Origin of the sequence: Streptomyces sp. NPDC048106 (assembly GCF_040706415.1) — a bacterium.
Lineage (GTDB): Bacteria > Actinomycetota > Actinomycetes > Streptomycetales > Streptomycetaceae > Streptomyces.
Genome location: NZ_JBEZND010000019.1, coordinates 34,361 through 55,029, shown reverse-complemented (window position 1 = coordinate 55,029; position 20,669 = coordinate 34,361). Strand labels below are relative to the sequence as shown.

Below are 20,669 nucleotides of genomic sequence, written 5' to 3'. Positions count from 1 at the left end.
CATGCGCCGCTACGGCAAGCACACCGACGAGGACGACATCCGCAGCCGCCCCAACCGCAAGGGCAACCGGCCGCGGACGAACATCCGGCCCAAGCACGAGGACGCGGCCGAGGGGCTGGTCCTCACCGTGGACCGGGGGCGGCTGACCTGTCTGGTCGAGGACCGGATCGTGATGGCCATGAAGGCGCGGGAGCTGGGCCGCAAGGCCGCGGTGGTCGGGGACCGGGTGGCGCTGGTCGGCGACCTGTCCGGCATGAAGGACACGCTCGCGCGGATCGTGCGGATCGAGAAGCGGACATCGGTACTGCGGCGCACGGCGGACGACGACGATCCGTACGAGCGCGTGGTGGTCGCCAACGCCGACCAACTGGCGATCGTCACGGCCCTCGCCGACCCCGAACCCCGACCCCGGCTGATCGACCGCTGCCTGGTCGCGGCCTACGACGGCGGACTCGAACCCCTGCTGGTGATGACCAAGTCGGACCTGGCCCCGCCGGACAAACTCCTGGAGCTGTACGGCCACCTGGACATCCCCTACGTGGTCACCAGCCGCGAGGAACTGGCGCGCGGGGACGCGGCGGACCGGGTGCGGGAGCTGCTGGGCGGGCGGATCACCGCGTTCGTGGGCCACTCCGGCGTGGGCAAGACGACGCTGGTGAACGCGCTGGTCCCGGAGGAACGGCGGCGTACGACGGGACACGTCAACGCGGTGACGGGGCGCGGCCGGCACACCACCACGTCGGCGCTGGCGCTGCCGCTCGCGGACGCCGACGGCTGGGTGGTCGACACGCCGGGCGTCCGGTCCTTCGGGCTGGCCCACATCGATCCGTCCCGCGTCATCAACGCCTTCCCGGACCTGGAGCCGGGCACGGCGGACTGCCCGCGCGCGTGCAGCCACGACGAGCCGGACTGCGCGCTGGACGCGTGGGTGGCGGCGGGGCACGCGGACCCGGCCCGGCTGTACTCGCTGCGGCGGCTGCTGGCGACGCGGGAGCGCACGGAAGGCGACTGACCTTCGCGTTGTCCGCCCGGCCGCGGTGTGGCGCGTGCATAATCACACCGGGCCGGAGATCCGGATCAACGGGAGGACAGCGCATGGCGTGGCTGCTGGTCATCGTGGCCGGAATGCTGGAGACCGGCTTCGCCGTGTGCCTCAAGCTGTCCCACGGCTTCACCCGGCTGTGGCCGACCATCGCCTTCGCCGCGTTCGCCCTCGGCAGCTTCGGCCTGCTGACCCTCTCCCTGCGCAAACTCGACGTCGGCCCCGCCTACGCCGTCTGGACCGGCATCGGCGCGACCGGCACGGCGATCTACGGCATGATCTTCCTGGGTGACGTGGTCTCCATCCTGAAGCTCGTCTCCATCAGCTTCGTGATCGTCGGGATCATCGGGTTGCAGCTGTCGGGCTCGGCGCGGTAGGCCCGTCACAGCACCGGCCGCGGTCTCGGGAAGTGGCAGGCCGCGCCGTCTCCCTCGAACTCCGGGACCTCGTGGGCGCAGCGTTCCTGGTCGGCCGGCGGCAGGTCGGCGTACAGGGGGCAGCGAGGGCGGAAGCGGCAGCCGTCGTGGCGTCGCGTCGGGCTCGGTGGGTCGCCGAGGAGGAGGATCCGGGTGCGCCGGCGGTCCTGTTCGAGGGCGGGGTCCGGTATCGGGACGGCCGACAGCAGGGCCTGGGTGTAGGGGTGGCGGGGGTGGGTGAGGACCTGGGAGACCGGGCCGGCCTCGACCGTGCGGCCCAGGTACATCACGCTCACCCGGTCCGCGATGTTCCGGACGACCGCGAGGTCGTGGGAGACGAAGAGGTAGGCCAGGCCCAGCTGCCGCTTGAGTTCCCCGAGGAGGTCGAGGATGTCCGCCTGGACGGAGACGTCGAGGGCGGAGACGGGCTCGTCGAGGACCAGGAGTTCCGGCGCGACGGACAGCGCCCGGGCGATGGCGATCCGCTGGCGCTGGCCGCCGGAGAACTCGTGGGGGAAGCGGTCGGCGTGGGCGGGTTCGAGACCGACGCGGCTCAGCAGCTCCGGGACCCGGCGGGACACCGCCTCCCGGTCGGCGCCCTGCGTCCGCAGCGGTTCCGCGATGATGTCGCCGACCGGCATCCGGGGGTCGAGCGACGCCATCGGGTCCTGGAAGACGATCTGGATCCGCCGCCGCAGCCCCTTGGTCTCCGCCTTGGTGAGCGCGCCCAGCCGCTGCCCGAACAGCTCCACCGAGCCCCCCTCCGGCGGCGCCAGTTCGAGCAGTTCGAAGAGGGTGGTCGACTTTCCCGACCCCGACTCGCCGACCAGCGCGAGCGTCTCGCCGCGCCGGATGTCGAGGTCCACCCCGTCCACGGCGTACACGGTGCCGACGCGGCGCCTGACGAGCGCGCCGGCCTGGACGGGAAAGGTGCGCGTGAGGCCGCGCACCGTCAACACCGGTTCACCGCCGACCGGTCGGGGCTCAAGCGGCGTGTCGATGCGCGGCACCGCCGCGAGCAGTTGCCGCGTGTACGGCTCCTGGGGTGCCCCGAACACCTCCCGCACCCCGCCCTGTTCGACCAGCCTCCCGTCCCGCATGACCGCGACCCGGTCCGCCATCCCCGCGATCACCCCGAGGTCGTGGCTGACCAGCAGCACCGCCGCCCCGGTCTCCCGCTGCGCCGTGCGCAGGACGTCGAGGATCTGGGCCTGGATGGTCACGTCGAGCGCGGTGGTGGGCTCGTCGGCGAGGATCACGTCGGGGTCGTTCGCCATCGCCATGGCGATCATCGCGCGCTGGCGCATCCCGCCGGAGAACTCGTGCGGGAAGGCCCGCGCGCGCAGGGCGGGTTCGGGGATGCCGACGAGCCCGAGCAGTTCCACCGCCCGCTCCCGTGCCCGCTCCCGCGAGACGTCCCGGTGGGCCCGTACCGCCTCCGCGATCTGGTCGCCGATCCGGTACACGGGCGTGAACGCGGACAGCGGATCCTGGAACACCATCGCGACGCGCCCGCCCCGGATCCGCGTCAGCTCACGCTCGCCCGCGCCGAGGAGTTCGGCACCGTCGAGTCGTACCGAACCCCGCACGGTCGCGTTGCCGGGCAGCAGTCCCAGCACCGCGAGCGCGGTCGCCGACTTCCCGGAGCCCGACTCGCCGACCAGGCCGAGGACTTCACCCCGCTCCAGCGTCAGGCTCACGTCCCGCACGGCCGCGCTGCCGTCGAATTCGACGTCCAGACCGCGCACTTCGAGCAGCGGACTCACCGCCGACCCCCTTTCGACGTCGGGTCGAGCGCGTCCCGCAGCCCGTCGCCGACGAGGTTGACCGCGAGCACGAACACGACGAGCAGCCCGGCGGCGAAGAAGAACATCCAGGGATAGGTGATCGCCGCCCCCGTGCCGTCCGCGATCAGCGTCCCCAGCGACACGTCCGGCGGCTGCACCCCGAAGCCGAAGTACGACAGTGCGGTCTCGCTCATCACCGCGCCGCCGACCTGGATGGTCGCGTCGATGATGAGGAAGGAGGCGACGTTGGGCAGCACATGCCGCCAGATGATCCGGAAGGGGCCGACGCCCGCGTACCGGGCGGCACGCACGAAGGCCTGTTCCTTCAGGGAGAGGGTCATGGACCGCACGACCCGTGCCGTGATCATCCAGCCGAAGACCGCGAGCAGTCCGACGAACGCCACCCAGCCGCCGGACCGCAGCCGGGGCGAGACGATCGCGATGACCAGGAAGGACGGGAAGACGAGGAGCAGGTCGACCAGGAACATCAGCACCCGGTCCAGCCAGCCGCCGAAGTATCCCGCGCAGGCCCCCACGAGCGAGGCGAGCCCGGTGGCCAGCACGGCCACCAGCGTCCCGATGACCAGGGACTTCTGGAGTCCGCGGACGGTCTGCGCGAAGACGTCCTGGCCGATGCGGTTGGTGCCCCACCAGTGGTCGGGACCGGGTGCGGCACGCAGCGCGCCGTAGTCGATGTGGTCGTAGGACCAGGGCGTCAGGTACGGCCCGGCGAACGCGAGCAGGAAGAGCAGCAGCAGGGCGACGGCTCCGGCGAGCGCCGACCGGTCGCGCAGGAAGCGGCGCAGGACGAGCGCGGCGCGCCCGCTCGGCGCGGCGGCGACCGCCGCGGGGGATCCCGGGAACTCGGGAGTCCCAGAGGGCTCGGGGGTCTCAGGAGTCTCGGTGACGGCCGTCATGACGCCTGCCGGATGCGCGGGTCGAGGGCCGCGTGCAGCAGGTCCGCGAGGAAGCCGGACAGCAGCACCGCGACGGCGGCGAAGACGTTGACGGCGACCACCGAGTTCACGTCGTTCTTGCCGATGGAGTCGATGAACCACTCGCCCATGCCGTGCCAGCCGAAGATCGTCTCGGTGAAGGTGGCGCCGGTGAACAGGGCGAGGAAGCCGTAGGAGAAGTACGTCGACATGGGGATGAGCGCGGTGCGCAGCCCGTGCCGCAGCAGTACGGCCCGGCGGCCGAGCCCCTTGGCGCGGGCGGTGCGCAGATAGTCGGAGCCGAGCACGTCGAGCATGGTGCTGCGCTGATAGCGGCTGTAGCTCGCGATGGCGAACAGGGCGACGGAGACGGTCGGCAGCAGCAGGTGCACCGAGCGGTCCTTCAGGACGGTCCAGAACCCGCCCCCGAGCCCCGCGCTCCTCTCGCCGGTGAACTGGATGAGATCGGTCCCCGTGCTCTGGTTGAACCAGATCGCCCCGGTCTTCAGCAGGATCGCCAGCAGGAACACCGGCGTGGACAGCAGCGCGAAGGAGACGACGGTGGCCGCGCGGTCGCTGAGCCGGTACTGCCGCACGGCCGTATACGCACCGACGAGGACACCGCTCACCGTGCCGAAGACGGTGCCCGCGAGCAGCAGCCGCAGACTGACCCCGATCCGCCGCCCGAACTCGGCGTCGACCGGGGTGCCGTCGATGGTCTCGCCGAGGTCGCCGTGCAGGAAGGCCCGATCGGCCCAGTGCAGGAAGCGTCGCGGCAGCGGCTGGTGGTCGTTGACGCCCAGCGCGGTGAGGTGATGGTCCACGGCGGCCGGGGACAGCGGTGGCTGCCGGCCCGCGTAGTAGGCGCGGGGGTCGAGCGCCAGGGAGGCCAGCAGGTACGACAGGCAGACGGCGACCAGCAGCAGGACGGCGTGGTAGCCGAGCCGTTTGGCCAGGTAGAGGGGCACGCCCTCATGGTCCAGTCCTCTTGTTGCAGAATTATGAAGAGAACATGTCAGCAATCCCGGAGGTCTCCCCTGCCCCACCAGCGGCGTTCTACGTTCGGCGCGTCTCCTGTCGACCTCACAAAGGACACCGACATGCGCCCCACCCCCGCCGCAGCCTGGATCGCCGCCGCTGCGGCCACCGCGCTCCTGATCACCGGCTGCGGCTCCTCGGACCGAGACGGTACGTCCAAGAAGGCGGCGGCGCCCAAGGTCGACGGCCAGGACATCGGCGCGCGCCCGCTCGCCGACCTGCGCCAGGGCGGCACGCTGCGGGTGGCGATCGACCAGTGGATCACGCAGTACAACATCAACGACGTCGACGGCCAGCAGGGCGACGCCCAGGACATCATCAAAGCCGTCATGCCCGACCTGTTCGACGCCGACGCCCAGGGCACGCCCCACCTCAACCCGGACTTCCTGATCTCCGCGAAGGTGGTCTCCACCAGCCCGCAGGTGATCGAGTACGACCTGAACCCCAAGGCCAGATGGTCCGACGGCAAGCCGCTGAGCTGGCGCGACTTCCGCACCCAGTGGCAGGCGCTGAACGGCGCGGACCAGGCGTACGAGGCCGCCGACCCCAGTGGCTACGACCAGATCGCCGACGTCGGACAGGCCGGCGCGCACGGGGTGAAGGTGACCTTCAAGTCGCCGTACGCCGACTGGCAGCGGCTGTTCGACCCGCTGTACCCGGCGGAGTACTACGACAGCCCGGCGAAGTTCACCAAGAGCTGGGCGGAGAAGGTGCCGGTCTCCGGTAACGCCTTCAAGGTCGGGAGCTACGACAAGACGGCGCAGACCATCACGCTCGTGCCGGACCCCAAGTGGTGGGGCCGCAAGCCCAAGCTGGACTCGGTCATCTACCGCGTCCTGGACACCTCCGCGCGTCCCGACGCGTATCTCAACAAGGAGATCGACTACACCGCCGCGCTGCTGCCGGAGGTCTACAAGCGGCTGGTCAAGGCGCCGGACACGGACATCCGGCGGGGCGCGCGCTGGGACGAGGTGCACATCACGCTCAACGGCGGCCGCGGCCCGCTGAAGGATCTGCGGGTCCGGCAGGCGGTCCAGCACGCCGTGGACCGCCAGGGCATCGACCAGGCGTTCGCCAAGGACCTCTCCTTCCAGCTGCGGCCGCTCGACAACCACTTCTTCATGCCCAACCAGCAGGGCTACAAGGACACGTCGGGCGGGTACGCCGACTACGACACGGCCGCGGCGAAGAAACTGCTGGACGCGGCGGGCTGGAAGGACGGCGGCGCGGGCAAGCCGCGCACCAAGGGCGGCAGGCAGCTCACCCTCGACTACATCCTCAGCGCCGGCAGCAGCTCCGCCCAGGTCGACCAGGCGGAACTGGTGCAGCAGCAGCTCGCGCAGGTCGGGATCAAGGTCGAGCTGAAGAAGGTCCCGGCCAACGACTACTTCAACCAGTTCGTGAACCGCGGCAACTTCGACCTCACCAGCTTCCGGAACGTCGACGCCGTCTACGCGTCCATGCTCACCCCCGTGTTCGTCCAGCCCAAGGGCGCAAACCTCTTCCAGAACTTCGGCTCCGTCGGCTCGCCGAAGATCGACGCTCTGCTGAAGCAGGCCGGCGAAACCACCGACCACGCCAAGGCGGCGGAGCTCTACAACCAGGCCGACACCGAGATCTGGCGCCTGGCCCACTCCATCGAGCTGTACCAGCGCCCGGAGATCGTCGCCGTCCGCTCGGGGCTGGCGAACTTCGGGGCGGAGGGACTCGCGGACGTCGACTACACCAAGGTGGGCTGGCTGAAGAAGTGACGACGACCGGGGGCGCGGGGGCGGACGCGTAGGTCAGACCGTCGGGCGCGGGGCCAGTGCCCGGACCAGTTCGGCGACCCCGCCCCGCCCCGGTGGTGCCGCGACGCAGGAGAGGGCGAGGCGGACGACCAGCTCGCAGGAGCGGGCGAGTTCGACCGTGGCGGCGGGGCCGGTGCCGGGTCCGGACAGCGCGGTGACGGCACGGTCGCGGACCATCCGCACGAGGTCCGGGGGCGAGGGGAGCGGCTTCTCCGCGCGGCGCTGTGCCGGTACCGGGGAGGCGGAGGCACGCGGTGGTGCGGGCAGCCGCTCGCTCCAGCAGCCGGTGAGCAACGCCCGTACCAGCGCGTTGTCCCGGGCCGCGGTCGCGGTCCACTCGGCGATGGCGGTGAGCCGCTCCCAGGTGCCGCCGCCCGCGGCGAGGGCGCGCTCCACGCCGGCGAGGTAGCCGTCGGCCTCCCGCCGCACCAGGGCCCGCGCGAGGCCGTCCTTGCCGCCGAACTCGTTGTACAGGGTCTGCCGGGACACGCCCGCCGCGGCGGCCACTTCCACCATCCGCACCGCCGACCACGGCCGGCGCGCCAGCGCCGCGAACGCGGCGTCCAGCAAGGATTCCCGGGCCGCAGCCATCGTCGCCTCCCTGGGGTGAACGGCGTTCCGCCCAGGTTTGACGGACTTTCGGATGACGTCAAGGGGGCGTTCGCGGAAGAGCGGAAGGCCGCGTGCCGCGTGCGGGCGCGCGGTGGCCGCGCGCGGTTCCCCGCGCCCCTCGCGGATCACCGCGGACGCCGCGCCCGGCACCCGCCCCCGGTGGCTCCCGTGACCGCCCAGCCGATAGCGTGACGTACATGCCGGACTACCTCGACGACCTCCGCCTCGCCCACGTCCTCGCGGACGCGGCCGACGCCGCCACCATGGAGCGCTTCAAGGCGCTGGACCTGAAGGTGGAGACGAAGCCGGACATGACCCCGGTGAGCGAAGCGGACAAGGCGGCCGAGGAACTCATCCGCGGCCAGCTCCAGCGCGCCCGCCCGAGAGACGCGGTCCTCGGCGAGGAGTACGGCATCGAGGGCACCGGCCCCCGCCGCTGGGTGATCGACCCGATCGACGGCACCAAGAACTACGTGCGCGGCGTCCCCGTCTGGGCCACCCTGATCTCCCTGATGGAGGCGGGCGAGGGCGGCTACCACCCCGTCGTGGGCGTCGTCTCCGCCCCCGCCCTCGGCCGCCGCTGGTGGGCCGCGCGGGGGCACGGCGCCTTCACCGGGCGCAACCTGACCTCCGCGAGCCGTGTCCACGTCTCCGGCGTCAACACCCTCGCGGACGCCTCCTTCGCCTACTCGTCCCTCTCCGGCTGGGAGGAGCAGGACCGCCTCGACGGCTTCCTCGACCTCACCCGCCAGGTGTGGCGCACCCGCGCGTACGGCGACTTCTGGCCGTACATGATGGTCGCCGAGGGCTCCGTGGACATCTGCGCGGAGCCGGAGCTGTCGCTGTGGGACATGGCCGCCACCGCCATCGTCGTCACCGAGGCCGGCGGCACCTTCACCGGCCTCGACGGCCGCCCGGGACCGCACAGCGGCAACGCGGCGGCCTCCAACGGCCTGCTGCACGACGAGTTGCTGGGGTATCTCAACCGGCGCCAGTGAGACACGGGGGGCGTGTGCCCGCCCCCCGGCGGACCGCGTGCGCCCTCTTGTTGACCCGGCCTTGACCTGAGACGCTGAAGTCACCCCCACTTGTGAATTTGTGAATCCGGGGACAAGGTTCCCGGATCCCCAGGAGGTGGCCCCATCCATGCTGGTCCGCGACGCCATGAGCACGGTGATCCTCACCCTCGGCCCCACGCACACGCTCCGTGAAGCAGCCACTCTGATGTCGGCCCGGCGCGTCGGCGCCGCCGTGATCCTCGATCCGGACGCCGGCGGCATCGGCATCCTCACGGAGCGCGACATCCTGAACTCCGTCGGCCTCGGCCAGAACCCGGACACCGAGCGCGCCCATGCCCACACCACCACCGCGGTCGTCTTCGCCGCGCCGACCTGGACGCTGGAGGAGGCCGCCCGCGCCATGACGCACGGCGGCTTCCGGCATCTGATCGTCCTCGACCGGGGCGAGGTCGCCGGGATCGTCTCGGTCCGCGACCTCATCCGCTGCTGGTCCCCCGCCCGCGAGCCCGCCGCGCTGGCCCGAGCGGGCTCCTGAACGCGACGGGCGGGCCGGACCCCGCACATCCGGGGATCCGGCCCGCCCGGCCGCACGGGTGCGGGCGCCGCCTCAGCCGCGCAGGGCGCGCACCGCCGCCTCCAGCCGCTTGCCGAAGTCGGCGTCTGCGGCCGCGAAGTTGCCGATCGCGCGTTCGACGATGTCGTCGCGCGAGACCTGGGAGATCGATCCGGCCAGGTTGGCGATCAGCCGCTCCCTCTCCTGCTCCGACATCAGCCGGTAGAGGTTGCCGGCCTGCACGAAGTCGTCGTCCTCGGCGTGCCGCGGGGTCGGGTGGTCGCCGGTGCCGGCGGTGAAGCCGGCGTACGGCTCCCACAGCGCCCGGCCGGTCTGCGCGGGGCCGCCGAAGCTGTTGGGCTCGTAGTTCCTGGCGCCGTCGTGCCGGCCGTCGTAGAGGAAGCCGTCACGGGAGTTGGTGCGCGCCTCGGTGGCGTGCGGGCGGTTGACCGGGAGCTGGGCGGCGTTGATGCCGACCCGGTAGCGGTGCGCGTCGCCGTACGCGAAGAGCCGGCCCTGGAGCATCTTGTCCGGCGAGGGGCCGATGCCCGGCACGAAGTGCGCGGGGCTGAAGATCGACTGCTCGACCTCGGCGAAGACGTTGCGCGGGTTGCGGTTCAGCTCCAGCCTGCCGATCTCGATGACCGGATAGTCCGCGTGCGGCCACACCTTGGTCAGGTCGAACGGGTTGAAGCGGTACGTCGCCGCGTCCTGCGCCGGCATGATCTGCACGCCCACGGTCCAGCTCGGGAAGTCGCCCCGCTCGATCGCCTCGCGCAGGTCGCGCTGGTGGGAGTCGGGGTCCCGGCCCGCGAGGACGGCCGCGTCCGCGGCGGTGAGGTTCTCGATCCCCTGGTCGGTCTTGAAGTGGTACTTGACCCAGAAGACCTCGCCGGCCTCGTTGGCCCACTGATAGGTGTGCGAGCCGAAGCCGTCCATGTGCCGGTACGACGCCGGGATGCCGCGGTCGCCGAACAGCCAGGTCACCTGGTGGGTCGCCTCCGGCGACAGCCCCCAGAAGTCCCACACGTTGTCGGCCTCCTGGCTGCCCGTGTAGGGATCGCGCTTCTGGGTGTGGATGAAGTCGGGGAACTTGATCGCGTCCCGGATGAAGAAGACCGGGGTGTTGTTGCCGACGAGGTCGTAGTTGCCCTCCTCGGTGTAGAACTTCACCGCGAAACCGCGCGGGTCACGGACCGCGTCCGCCGCGCCGAGGTTCCCGGCCACCGTCGAGAACCGCAGGAAGACCTCGGTCTCCTTGCCGGCCTCGGAGAGGAAGGCGGCCCTGGTGTACGGCGTGACGTCCGCGGTGACCGTGAAGGTGCCGTAGGCGCCGGCGCCGCGCGCGTGCACGACCCGCTCCGGGATGCGCTCGCGGTTGAAGTGGGCCAGCTTCTCCAGCAGCAGCTGGTCCTGGACCAGCACCGGGCCGCCGACGCCCGCCGTCTCGCTGTTCTGGTTGTCGGCGACCGGAGCACCGGCCTCCGTAGTGAGCGGTCCCTGCGTCACGTGCGCCTCCTGCGTCTACGCCGGCCAATCCTGTCTCTTGGCCAAAGCCGTTCCCGATCCTACATTGGACTAAGTCCAAGTCAAGCAAGGCTCCAATCTCACACTTATTCCCGTCCTGGTCCCCCTTGCTGTTAGGCTGGTGGCCATGAGCGACCTTCTGGAACGGCTGCGTGGACGCGGATGGCGGATGACCGCGCAGCGACGCGTGGTGGCCGAGGTCCTCGACGGCGAGCACGTCCATCTGACAGCCGACGAGGTCCACGCACGGGCTGTCGTGAAGCTGCCGGAGATCTCCCGGGCGACCGTCTACAACACGCTGGGCGAGCTGGTCACACTCGGCGAGGTGCTGGAAGTCTCGACGGACAAGCGCGCCAAGCGGTACGACCCGAACGCACACCGGCCGCACCACCACCTGGTCTGCGCCCGCTGCGGCGCGATCCGCGACGTGCATCCCACGGGCAACCCGCTGGCCGACCTCCCCGACACCGAGCGCTTCGGCTTCACCGTGTCGGACGTCGAGGTGACCTACCGGGGCCTGTGCCCGGAGTGCGCGGGCGCGTGACACCAGCGGTCACGGAGTGAACGAGGGGGCGCATGCCCCCTCTTTCGTTTTCCGCGCCCCGCGCGGCTGCTCGCACACGACGACACATGACGACACATGACGGCATACGACTGAGGGCCGGAACCCATTTCTGGATTCCGGCCCTCGGCCTTCAGTAGCGGGGACAGGATTTGAACCTGCGACCTCTGGGTTATGAGCCCAGCGAGCTACCGAGCTGCTCCACCCCGCGTCGGTGAATATGACACTACGCGAGGGGAGCCGACGGAAGCAAATCCATTCGGGGCCGAGTGACCAGGGCCACTCACGCGGACAGTTCCTCCCGCAACGCGTCGCGCAGCCGGCCCGCCCGCTCGGTGACCTCCGCGGGCCCCAGCTCCGCCGCACGCGTCGCCCAGCGCTGGCCCTCGGCCAGCTCGCCGCGCCGGGCGCAGACGAGGGCCAGGCGAAGGGCCGCACGGCCGTGACCGTCGTCCGCCGCCCGCGTCCACCACACCACGGCCTCCGGCTCGCTCCCCTCGCGGGCCAGCAGCAGCCCCAGGTTGAACGCCCCGTTGCGCGACCCCGCCTCCGCCGCCGCCCGGTACCACCGCGCCGCCTCGACCACGTCGCCCCGCGCGGAGGCGAGCATGCCGACCCGCACCTGTGCCCGGCGGTGCCCCTGCTGCGCCGCCCGCTCGTACCACTCCTCGCACTCGGCCTTCTCGTGCGGGCACTCCCCCAGCTCGTGCGCGGGCCGGGGCGGCCGGCGGGCGTCCAGCAGGGCGGCCAGCCGGTATGCCGCCTCCGCACTGCCGCCCCCCGCCGCGCACCGCAGATGCCGCTCCGCCGCCTGCTCGTCACGCTCGCGCAGCCGCGCGATGCCGACCTGGAGCGCGGCCTCGGTGTGCCCGGCGGAGGCCGCCCGCTCGTACCAGCGCAGCGCCATCGCCTCCTCGCCGCGCCCGGCGTACAGGATGCCGAGGTTGAACGCCGCGTCCACGCTCCCCGCCTCGGCCGCCTTGGAGAACCACGGCTCCGCGCCGGAGGTGTCGCCGACCTGGAGCAACAGGATGGCCAGCGCGTTCGCGGCCTCCCGGTGACCGGCGTACGCGGCGCGCCGGTACCACTGCTCGGCCTGCGCGGTGCGCCCCTGCTCGGCGCAGAGCAGCCCGAGGTTGTACGCGCCGTTGTCGTCCCCCGCCTCCAGCGCCGCGCGGTACCACCGCTCGGCGGTCTGCGTCTCGCCCCGCTCGGCGTGCAGCGCGCCGAGCGCGTTGGCCGCGTTGCCGTCGCCCTCCTGGGCGGCGCGCAGCCACCACACGGCCGCGCTCTCGGTGTCCCCGGCGTCGCGCAGCAGGAAGCCGAGGGCGCAGGCGGCACGCGGTTCGCCGTCCTTGGCGGAGGTCAGATACCAGCGCCCGGCCTCCTTCAGCTCGCCGCGCTGCTCCAGGATCGCCCCGAGGTGCAGCGCGGCCCGCCGGTGCCCGCGCGCGGCGGCCTGCCGGTACCACTGCTCGGCCTCCGCGACAGCGTTGTCACCCCCGCTCTCGCCCCTGTCCTCGGCGTCGCGGTCGAGCGCACGCGCTATCCGGTAGGCGGCCTCCCGGTGCCCGCGCTCGGCGGCGAGCCGCATCCAGTGGCCGGCCGTCGCGTCCCCGCGGTGCTCCAGCAGGTCGGCGAGGGCGTAGGCGCCGAGGACATGGCCCTGCTCGGCGGACTGGCGCAGCCAGTACTCGGCGGCGGGTTCGTCGCCGCGTTCGCGGTGGTGGCGGCCGAGCGCGTGCGCGGCGGCGGCGGAACCCGCGACGGCGGCGATCCGCCACCACCCGGCGGCCTCGTCGGCGTACCCCCGCTGGTGCAGCAGCACGCCCAGGTTGTTGGCGGCGGCCCGGTCACCGGCCGCGGTGGCGGCCCGCAGATGGGTCTCGGCCCCGTCAAGGTCGCCGCGGCGCAGCAGCATGGCGCCGAGGACGCTGGCGGCCTCCGCATCGCCGGCGCGTGCGGCGAGCGCGAGGCGCACCTCGTCGGCGGCGTCCGCCATGTCGCCCACCTCGTCGCGGGCCGGCCCCTCACCGAAAGTCTGTACAAATCGCCCTGACTCGAACAGAGTTGCCTTGTCCCCCATAACGTCCATCGTCGCACCACCCGCAACCTGGGTACACCCGGTATACCCCACCCCGTGAGGTCACTTCAGCGTTTTGTCGACATGCCCACAGGACGACAAGTCAAACACACGGTGCCCGACTCCTCACGGCGGCGCGACGGCGACTCCTCCCCCAACTTCAGTTCGCACACCACGAGTTCGCACACCACGAAGGCCCGGATCCTTTAAGGATCCGGGCCTTCGACTTCAGTAGCGGGGACAGGATTTGAACCTGCGACCTCTGGGTTATGAGCCCAGCGAGCTACCGAGCTGCTCCACCCCGCGCCGTTGTGAGCCAACCGTATCACGACGCGGGGCGGGCGTGATCAGCCTTTGTCCTTCGGCTGCTTCCCGGCCCTCTGGGCCCGCTCCAGCGCCGCCTTGAGATCCTTCTGCGCCTTCGCGTACGCGCCCCAGTCGGGGCCGTCGGGCTGCTTCAGCGCCCGCTGCCCCGCGTCGAAGGCCTTCTGGGCGTCGGCCAGGTCCTGCTGGACGGTCGGGTCGCTCGCCGCGGGCGGGGCCTTGGCGCCGCCGGCCGGCGGGGCGGCCGCGGCGGAGTCGGTGCCGAAGATCTTGTCCAGCGCCTCGCCGAGGGTGTTCTCGAACGCCGGCGGCCGGTCCCCGTAGGTGACCAGCACCTTGCGCTGCAACGGGTACTTCAGTCCCCCGCCGCGTACGTAGACCGGCTCCACGTAGAGCAGTCCGCCGTCCAGCGGCACGGTCAGCAGATTGCCGTACTCCACCGCCGAGTCGCCGCCCTTGAGGAGCTTGATCGCGGCGGCGATGTCCTGTTCGGAGTTGAACTGGCTCTGGACCTGCTTGGGCCCGTCGACCGTCGTGCTGGTCGGCAGTTTCAGGATCCTGATCTTGCCGTAATCGCTGCTGTCCGCCTCGGAGTCGACCGACATGAAGGCGCTGAGGTTGTCCCGGCCGGTCGGCGTGAACGTCGTCGACAGCGAGAACGCCTGCCGGGTCTGGTCGGGCATCTTCATGCTCAGGTAGTACGGCGGCACCGCGTCACCCGACTTGTTGGTCGGGTCGTCGGGCACCTGCCACACCTCGCTGCCGGTGAGGAAGGTCTGCGGGTCCGTCACGTGGTAGCGGGTGAGCAGCTCGCGCTGGACCTTGAACAGGTCCTGGGGATAGCGGAGATGGGACAGCAGCTGCGGGGAGATCGCGCTCTTGGGCAGCACCGTGCCGGGAAACGCCTTCATCCAGGTCTTCAGCACCGGGTCCTGGGCGTCCCACTGGTACAGCTTGACCTCGCCGGTGTACGCGTCGACGGTCGCCTTCACCGAGTTGCGGATGTAGTTGACCTGGTTCTGCGGGGCCACCACGCTGCGGTTGTCACTGCCGGCGGTCAGCGAGTCGGCCGTGGTGTCGCCGAGGGTCGTACGGGAGGAGTACGGGTAGCCGTTCGACGTCGTGTAGCCGTCGACGATCCACTGTATGCGGCCCTTGACGACGGCCGGGTAGGCGTCGCCGTCGATGGTCAGCCAGGGGGCGACCGCCTCGACGCGCTCCTTGGGCGTGCGGTTGTACAGGATCCGCGAGCCCTTGCCGATCGCGCCCGAGTACAGGATCTGCGGCTCGTTGAACGCCATCGCGTACGCGGCCCGGTTGAGCGGGTTGTCGAGGTTCACCCCGCTCTTGCCGGCGTAGCTGGTGGTCACCTCGCCGTTGTTGTCGGTGGGGTGGTCGATCTCCCGCTGGGGGCCGCCGACGATGGAGTAGGTGGTGGTCTTCTCGCCGTAGTACACCCGCTGCTCGTAGGTGCCCAGGTCGCCCTTGGAGGGCAGGTCGTACTCGCTGAAGACGGGCTGGCCGTCGTCGGCCTCGGTGCCCTTGGCGGCGACCACGCCGTAGCCGTGCGTGTAGCGGAAGTGGTCGTTGATCCAGTTGTGCTTGGGGACGCCCTTCAGGTTCAGCTCGCGCAGGCCTATGACGGTGTCCTGGGTGCCGCCGTCCGCGGTGGGGTAGCGGTCGACGTCCAGGTTGGCCGGGAAGCCGTAGTAGTCCTTCATCTCCTGCGCCTGCTCGAACGTGGGCGAGACGATGTTGGGATCCATGATCCGGATGCTCGCCGCGTCGTTCGCGTCCGCGCGCAGCCTGGCCTGGTCCGAGGCGCCGGCCTTGCTGCCGTACTTGGCCTTGCCGTCGTACTTGGTGACCTCGGTGTCGTCGATGCCGTACGCCTCGCGGGTCGCCGTGAGGTTCTTCTGGACGTACGGGGCTTCCTTGGCCTGCTCGTTGGGCTCGACCTGGAACTTCTGCACGATCGCCGGGTAGAGCCCGCCGATCAGGATCGCCGACAGGACCATCAGGCCGAAGCCGATGACGGGCAGCTGCCAGGTGCGCCGCCACAGGGTGGCGAAGAACAGCAGCGCGCAGATGACGGCGATGCAGAACAGGATCGTCTTGGCCGGCAGATAGGCGTTGGCGTCGACATAGCGCAGGCCGGTCCAGTTGCCGGTCGCCTTGAAGTCGCTGGACTTCACCGCCAGGCCGTACCGGTCGAGCCAGTAGGCGACCGCCTTGAGGGCGACGAACAGGCCGAGCAGCACCGACAGGTGCCCGGTCGCGGCGGCGGTCGCGCGCGCTCCGGGGCTGGTCAGGCGCAGCCCGCCGTACAGGTAGTGCGTGAAGGCGGCGGCGATCAGGCTCAGGATCACGGTGGCGAAGCCGAAGGCCAGCAGGAACCGGAACCAGGGCAGGTCGAAGGCGTAGAAGGAGATGTCGAGGTGGAACTGGGGGTCCTTCTGGTGGAAGGAGACTCCGTCGACCCACATCAGCCAGGTACGCCACTGGCCGGCCGCGGCGGCGCCCGCGATCAGCCCGGTCAGGGCGCTGACACCGAGCAGCAGCCAGGTCTTGTACGGCGCGAGGCCCATCCGGTAGCGGTCCAGGCTCTGCTGCTCCATGGACATGGCGCTCAGCGGGGGCCGCAGCCGGTGCGCGAGCCAGATGTTGAGGCCGACCACGAACGCCGCCAGCAGACCGAAGACGAGGAACAGCCCGATCTTGGTCAACAGTGTGGTGGTGAACACGGACGAGTAGTGCACCGACCGGTACCACAGCCAGTTCGTCCAGAAGCCGGCGAACATGCTGAACGTCATGCCGAGGACGGCGAGCACGCCCAGCGTCAGGAGCAGGACCCTCACCCGCCGCGACGGGCGGCCCGCCCCCGTCCGTGGCCCCGCAGGGCCTTGGCCGCGGTCCGGCATCTGGAAAGCCAAGTTGCGCCCCTCGAAGTTCGCTCTCGATCCCTCGGGCCCCCGTGCTCCGCGGGCCCCGGTGGCCCCCCGTGATCGCGGGCCGACACATATGCAACTTACTCAGCCCCTGCTCGGTTCCCGATTCCGGCGGGGAACGAGGCAGGATTGTGACCATGTCCAACACTCCCATGGCAGCGAGCCCGCTCACCCGGGCCGTACTCGAGATCGACGAGTACGCCTCCGGCCTCGGCTGGGACCAGCCCGCTCGCCTCTTCGCCCTCGTCGACACCGCCCGGCTGCGCAGCCAGGAACCCGCGCTCGCGGCCCAGCTCGGCCTTGAGGACGAGTCCGAGACCACCGGTCTCACCCCGATCGAGCAGGACGAGATCCCGTCCGGCAACCCGCTCGACGAGTTCCTCGCCACCATCGCCTGGCCGGACGCGGTGGCCGGCTGCGCGCTCACCGTGGAGCGGCTGATGCTGCCGCCGTCCGCCGAGGCCCAGGTCCCGAAGAACCTCAGCGAGGCCAAGCTGGCCAAGTGGGTGGCGGACCACCCCGAGCGCCAGGAGGTCCGGATGACGGTGGCGGTGCTGCGCGACGGCGCCCGTGAGTCGGCGCTGCGGCTGCGCGAGAAGGACTCCCCGACGGAGGTCCTGACCGGCCCCGACCTGGTCCCGGGCCTCGCGGAGGCCCTGACGGCGACGTTCGCCGACTGATCTTCGTCACGGGGCGGGGCGCCCGCTGCCGGGGGCGCCCCTCGGCCGAGCGGGCGCCCCCGGCCCTGTCACGTGGGCGTCAGCCCTTGGCGGCGCACTTCGGCAGTGCCGCGGTGTTCCCGCTCCGGATGTCCTGGAGCGCGTTCAGCGCGTCCTTGATCGTCTTCACCTTGACCAGGGTGAGCCCGCCCGGCTTGTCCGCGGCGGCCTCCGCGCAGTTGTCGGCGGGCGTCAGGAAGTACTGGGCGCCCTTGCCGCGCGCGCCGACGGTCTTCATGTCGACCCCGCCGATCGGCCCGACCGTGCCGTCGTCGTCGATGGTGCCGGTGCCGGCCACGAACTTGCCGCCGGTCAGGCTGCCCGGGGTGAGCTTGTCGTAGATGCCGAGCGCGAACATCAGGCCGGCGCTGGGCCCGCCGACGTCCGCGAGCTTGATGTCGATGGTGAACGGAAACGTGTGATCGGTCCCGGGCGATATCCCGACGATGGCCCGCTTGGGCCCGCTGTCGTCGGAGGCGACCGTGGTGATCGTGACGTCTCGCGTCTTCGTGGCCGTCTTGTGCGCCTTCTCGGCGGCGGCCTGGTCCTTGGCGGGCACGACGGTGAAGACCGTCTTCTGGCCCGCCTTGTGCTTGGTGACGAAGGTGGCGACGTCGGAGGGCTGCTTGACGGCGTGGCCGTCGACCGCCTTGATCACGTCGCCCGCGTGCAGCCTGCCCTCGGCCGGGGAGTCCTTGACCACGGCGGACACGATCACCCGGGAGCTCACCGGGATGCCCAGCTGCTTCAGGGCGGCGACCTTGGCGCTCTCCTGGGACTGGCTGAACTCCTCGGCGTTCTGCTGGGAGGACTCCTGCTCCGTCGTCCCCTTCGGGTAGAGCGTGTCGTGCGGCACGACCTTGCCGTCGCGCGACAGCCACCCGTAGACGGCCTCCACGAGGTTCATCCGGAAGTCGACGCCGGTCACCCGGACCGTGGTCATGTTCAGGTGGCCGTCGGTCGGATACGTCCTGCGCCCGGAGATCTGCAGCACCGGCTCGCCCTGGTGGTCCCCGAGCGTGTTCACGGTCGGGCCGGGGGACATCTCCGCGTACGGCACGGGGATGAGCACTCCGGCGCACAGGAGCGCGATCAGCATCAGGGTGGAGGCGAGCATCGTCGCGGTGCGGCGTGGCATTCCTCGACAGTACGTGACGCCCCTGTCAGCGCACCGTCAGGGGCACCCTCGTCAGGCCCCGTCCGCGCCCGTGTGGGACCGCTCCATCGCCTCGCGGAACCGGGCGTATCCGTCCAGCTCGGGCCCGTCGCTGCGCGCTTTGCGCGTCCGGTTGGCCCAACTGCCCCACAGCCCGCCGCCGACCGCACCCATAAGCGGAATCAGCAGCCAGACAAGCGCGCCCATGCCGACCTCCCAACTCCGTGAGCGTCCGCAACTGACTGATCAGCAGATTAACCATCCGCACTGACAACGCTCACGTGCGGGGGGCGGTTACGCAACCGGACGGCCCAGTGGGCCGGGAGTGACCGCTTCGGCGCAGCGGGCGCGGGGCACCGGACGGATCAGCAGGCGCCGACCCATTCCTCGGTGCCGTCCGAGAACTTCTGGTGCTTCCAGATCGGCACCTCGTGCTTGAGGTCGTCGATCAGCTTGCGGCAGGCGTCGAAGGCCTCCGCACGGTGCGGGCACGCCACGGCGACGACCACGGCGATGTCCCCCACGCCCAGGTCGCCGACCCGGTGCACGGCCGCCAGGGCCCGCACCGGATAGTCCGCGACGACCTTGTCGGCGATCCGCCGCATCTCGGCCTCGGCGCTGGGATGGCAGGAGTACCCGAGCGCGTCCACGTCGGCACCCCCGTCGTGATTGCGCACGGTCCCCACGAACAGCGCGATCCCCCCGGCCGCCGCGTCCCCGACCGCCTGGAACACCTCGTCCACCGACAGCGCGCTCTCCCGCACCGCGATCAGCTTCACGGGGTCCTGCGCGGCCCGTTCCCCTGGGTGCTCGCTCATCTCAGCCATGAGCCCATCGTGCCGCACACGCGGGACTGCGTGGAACACGAGGCCCGTCCGGCACGGACGTGTCCTGGAGACCTGTACCGGCGAGTCCTACCGCCGGCGCGCCTTCCGGGCCCGCCGTACCACCGCCGCCGCGCCCAGCAACGCCACCGTCGCCCCCGCCGCGCCCGCCGCCGTCGCGTCCTTGCGGCCGAGCCGCCGGCCCGCCACCGTGTGCCGCCCGGCGACCTCCTCCAGCAGTTCCGCGAGGACCTCCTCGTTCGTCCACCGCGCCCGCCAGCCCGCGTCGTGCAGCCGGCTCCCGCTGACCACCCACGGGTACATCGTGTAGGCCAGGTCCCCCGCCGGGGACGGCGTGAGCCCGATCCGGTGCAGCCGTGCCGCCGCGCCCAGCGCGACCGCCGACGGCAGCTCCATCCGCCGGATCCCGCTGAGCTGCTCGACCTCCTCCTGCTCCAGCCACCCGTCACAGCCGACGGCCAGCTCCCCTTCGACCTTCTCCAGGACGGCGTACTCCAGGGCCCCGCACAGGTCCTCGACGTGGCAGAACTGCCACGCGGGCCGCGACCCGGCCACGACAAGCAGCCGCGGCGACTCGAAGTACCTGGTCAGCGCGGTGTCCGTGCCGCCGACGAGCAGGGCGGGCCGGACGACGGTGACGTTCAGACCGGGGTGTGCGCGGGGGGCGCGCCGCGCGAGGCGCTCGATCTCCAGGAGGTCCCCGACACCGGTCGCCTCGGCCGTCGCCCGCAGCTCGGCGTCCTCCGACAGCGGCAGCTCGTTGTCCGGCAGGGCGCCGTAGACCATCGCGGAGGTGCACAGCACCACCCGGTGCACGCCGGCCGCCGCCGCGGCGGTCAGCACGGTCTGCGTCCCCCGGACGTTGTAAGCGGTCCGCGCGGCCGCGTCGCTGCCGAGATCCAGGTCGAGCGCGAGGTGGACGACCACGTCGGCGCCGCGCAGTTTGTCCGCGATAGCCGGATCGCGGACGTCCAGAATGTGCCACTGTGCGTCTTCGCACTCCCCGCGCCGCTCGTCGATCGCGACGACCCGCCGGATCTCCTCCGACGCGGCGAGCCGCGCCGTGAGCAGGGCTCCGACCCCGGTCGCGGCGCCGGTGACCGCGACGACGGGCCCGCGCACGGCGGGTTCGCGCCCGGCGGACGGGGCTGAGTGGTTTCGCGCTGCGCGAACCTGCGGATCTGGGGAACTCACCCGGCATCTCCAGCGGTTGTCTTCTGTACGGGCGTGAGTGACGCGCACGTACGAGGTGCATCCATCCTGCCGCAGGGCTTCCGCGGGCGGAGCATCGAGGCCCGATCGGGGTCCGGGTG

General features: G+C 71.4%; 18 protein-coding genes and 2 tRNA genes. 7 read left to right on the top strand and 13 right to left on the bottom strand.

Features of this window, described 5'->3' with window-relative positions:
- Window position 1 precedes the first annotated feature (1 nt).
- Both rsgA and AB0927_RS20455 read left to right on the top strand, forming a co-directional pair.
- The gene (rsgA, locus tag AB0927_RS20460) at window positions 2–1,012 is read left to right on the top strand and encodes a ribosome small subunit-dependent GTPase A (RefSeq protein WP_366669063.1); all 1,011 of its coding nucleotides are present in this window, start codon (window positions 2–4) and stop codon (window positions 1,010–1,012) included.
- Between the two features lie 83 nt (window positions 1,013–1,095).
- Complete coding sequence (locus AB0927_RS20455) at window positions 1,096–1,419, top strand: multidrug efflux SMR transporter (RefSeq protein WP_366669061.1); 324 nt, start codon at window positions 1,096–1,098, stop codon at window positions 1,417–1,419.
- Between the two features lie 5 nt (window positions 1,420–1,424).
- Here AB0927_RS20455 and AB0927_RS20450 read toward each other — a convergent pair whose 3' ends face one another.
- Genes AB0927_RS20450 through AB0927_RS20440 form a run of 3 tightly spaced genes read right to left on the bottom strand, consistent with a single transcriptional unit; the run spans window position 1,425 to window position 5,148 of the window.
- Entirely contained in the window at window positions 1,425–3,224 is a 1,800-nt protein-coding gene (locus tag AB0927_RS20450) for an ABC transporter ATP-binding protein (protein WP_366669060.1), read from the bottom strand.
- Window positions 3,221–4,162 (bottom strand): ABC transporter permease, encoded by a 942-nt coding sequence (locus tag AB0927_RS20445; protein WP_366669059.1) that lies wholly within the window; start codon window positions 4,160–4,162, stop codon window positions 3,221–3,223. Before AB0927_RS20445 ends, AB0927_RS20450 begins: the two co-directional genes overlap by 4 nt.
- Window positions 4,159–5,148 carry an ABC transporter permease gene (locus AB0927_RS20440; protein ID WP_366669058.1) on the bottom strand — a complete coding sequence of 330 codons (990 nt, stop codon included), beginning with the start codon at window positions 5,146–5,148 and terminating at the stop codon, window positions 4,159–4,161. Before AB0927_RS20440 ends, AB0927_RS20445 begins: the two co-directional genes overlap by 4 nt.
- Before the next feature lie 132 nt (window positions 5,149–5,280).
- Between AB0927_RS20440 and AB0927_RS20435 the strand changes: the two genes are divergently transcribed.
- Window positions 5,281–6,969 (top strand): ABC transporter family substrate-binding protein, encoded by a 1,689-nt coding sequence (locus AB0927_RS20435; protein WP_366669057.1) that lies wholly within the window; start codon window positions 5,281–5,283, stop codon window positions 6,967–6,969.
- Window positions 6,970–7,002: 33 nt separating this feature from the next.
- Here AB0927_RS20435 and AB0927_RS20430 read toward each other — a convergent pair whose 3' ends face one another.
- Window positions 7,003–7,599 (bottom strand): TetR/AcrR family transcriptional regulator, encoded by a 597-nt coding sequence (locus AB0927_RS20430; RefSeq protein WP_366669056.1) that lies wholly within the window; start codon window positions 7,597–7,599, stop codon window positions 7,003–7,005.
- A 218-nt stretch (window positions 7,600–7,817) separates the two neighbouring features.
- On the opposite strand from AB0927_RS20430, the gene hisN reads away from it, so the two are divergent.
- Both hisN and AB0927_RS20420 read left to right on the top strand, forming a co-directional pair.
- Entirely contained in the window at window positions 7,818–8,618 is an 801-nt protein-coding gene (hisN, locus tag AB0927_RS20425) for a histidinol-phosphatase (RefSeq protein ID WP_366669055.1), read from the top strand.
- A gap of 148 nt (window positions 8,619–8,766) precedes the next feature.
- On the top strand, window positions 8,767–9,174 hold the full coding sequence (locus AB0927_RS20420; RefSeq protein WP_366669054.1) for a CBS domain-containing protein: 408 nt from the start codon (window positions 8,767–8,769) through the stop codon (window positions 9,172–9,174).
- Window positions 9,175–9,246: 72 nt separating this feature from the next.
- Here the strand turns inward: AB0927_RS20420 and AB0927_RS20415 are convergent, their stop codons facing one another.
- Entirely contained in the window at window positions 9,247–10,701 is a 1,455-nt protein-coding gene (locus AB0927_RS20415) for a catalase (RefSeq protein ID WP_366669053.1), read from the bottom strand.
- A gap of 145 nt (window positions 10,702–10,846) precedes the next feature.
- On the opposite strand from AB0927_RS20415, the gene AB0927_RS20410 reads away from it, so the two are divergent.
- Window positions 10,847–11,263, top strand: coding sequence for a Fur family transcriptional regulator (locus AB0927_RS20410; protein WP_366669052.1), 417 nt, complete (start codon window positions 10,847–10,849; stop codon window positions 11,261–11,263).
- Window positions 11,264–11,418: 155 nt separating this feature from the next.
- Here AB0927_RS20410 and AB0927_RS20405 read toward each other — a convergent pair.
- The 4 genes from AB0927_RS20405 to AB0927_RS20390 all read right to left on the bottom strand — a co-directional run bounded on the left by AB0927_RS20405 (window position 11,419) and on the right by AB0927_RS20390 (window position 16,609).
- A tRNA-Met gene (locus AB0927_RS20405) sits at window positions 11,419–11,492 on the bottom strand.
- 72 nt (window positions 11,493–11,564) lie between these two features.
- A complete protein-coding gene (locus tag AB0927_RS20400; RefSeq protein ID WP_366669051.1) occupies window positions 11,565–13,376 on the bottom strand; it encodes a tetratricopeptide repeat protein in 1,812 nt (603 codons plus the stop codon).
- 220 nt (window positions 13,377–13,596) lie between these two features.
- A tRNA-Met gene (locus AB0927_RS20395) sits at window positions 13,597–13,670 on the bottom strand.
- A gap of 41 nt (window positions 13,671–13,711) precedes the next feature.
- Entirely contained in the window at window positions 13,712–16,609 is a 2,898-nt protein-coding gene (locus AB0927_RS20390) for a UPF0182 family protein (protein ID WP_366669141.1), read from the bottom strand.
- A gap of 164 nt (window positions 16,610–16,773) precedes the next feature.
- On the opposite strand from AB0927_RS20390, the gene AB0927_RS20385 reads away from it, so the two are divergent.
- Complete coding sequence (locus tag AB0927_RS20385) at window positions 16,774–17,316, top strand: PPA1309 family protein (RefSeq protein ID WP_366669050.1); 543 nt, start codon at window positions 16,774–16,776, stop codon at window positions 17,314–17,316.
- 79 nt (window positions 17,317–17,395) lie between these two features.
- On the opposite strand, the gene AB0927_RS20380 is transcribed toward AB0927_RS20385, so the two are convergent.
- The 4 genes from AB0927_RS20380 to AB0927_RS20365 all read right to left on the bottom strand — a co-directional run bounded on the left by AB0927_RS20380 (window position 17,396) and on the right by AB0927_RS20365 (window position 20,550).
- Window positions 17,396–18,493, bottom strand: a complete 1,098-nt coding sequence (locus AB0927_RS20380) for a PDZ domain-containing protein (protein WP_366669049.1) — start codon at window positions 18,491–18,493, stop codon at window positions 17,396–17,398.
- 51 nt (window positions 18,494–18,544) lie between these two features.
- Complete coding sequence (locus AB0927_RS20375; RefSeq protein WP_366669047.1) at window positions 18,545–18,718, bottom strand: hypothetical protein; 174 nt, start codon at window positions 18,716–18,718, stop codon at window positions 18,545–18,547.
- Between the two features lie 158 nt (window positions 18,719–18,876).
- Window positions 18,877–19,338: a molybdenum cofactor biosynthesis protein MoaE gene (locus AB0927_RS20370; RefSeq protein ID WP_366669046.1), complete on the bottom strand. Its 462-nt coding sequence runs from the start codon at window positions 19,336–19,338 to the stop codon at window positions 18,877–18,879.
- A gap of 87 nt (window positions 19,339–19,425) precedes the next feature.
- Window positions 19,426–20,550 (bottom strand): SDR family oxidoreductase, encoded by a 1,125-nt coding sequence (locus AB0927_RS20365; RefSeq protein WP_366669045.1) that lies wholly within the window; start codon window positions 20,548–20,550, stop codon window positions 19,426–19,428.
- Between the last annotated feature and the right edge of the window lie 119 nt (window positions 20,551–20,669).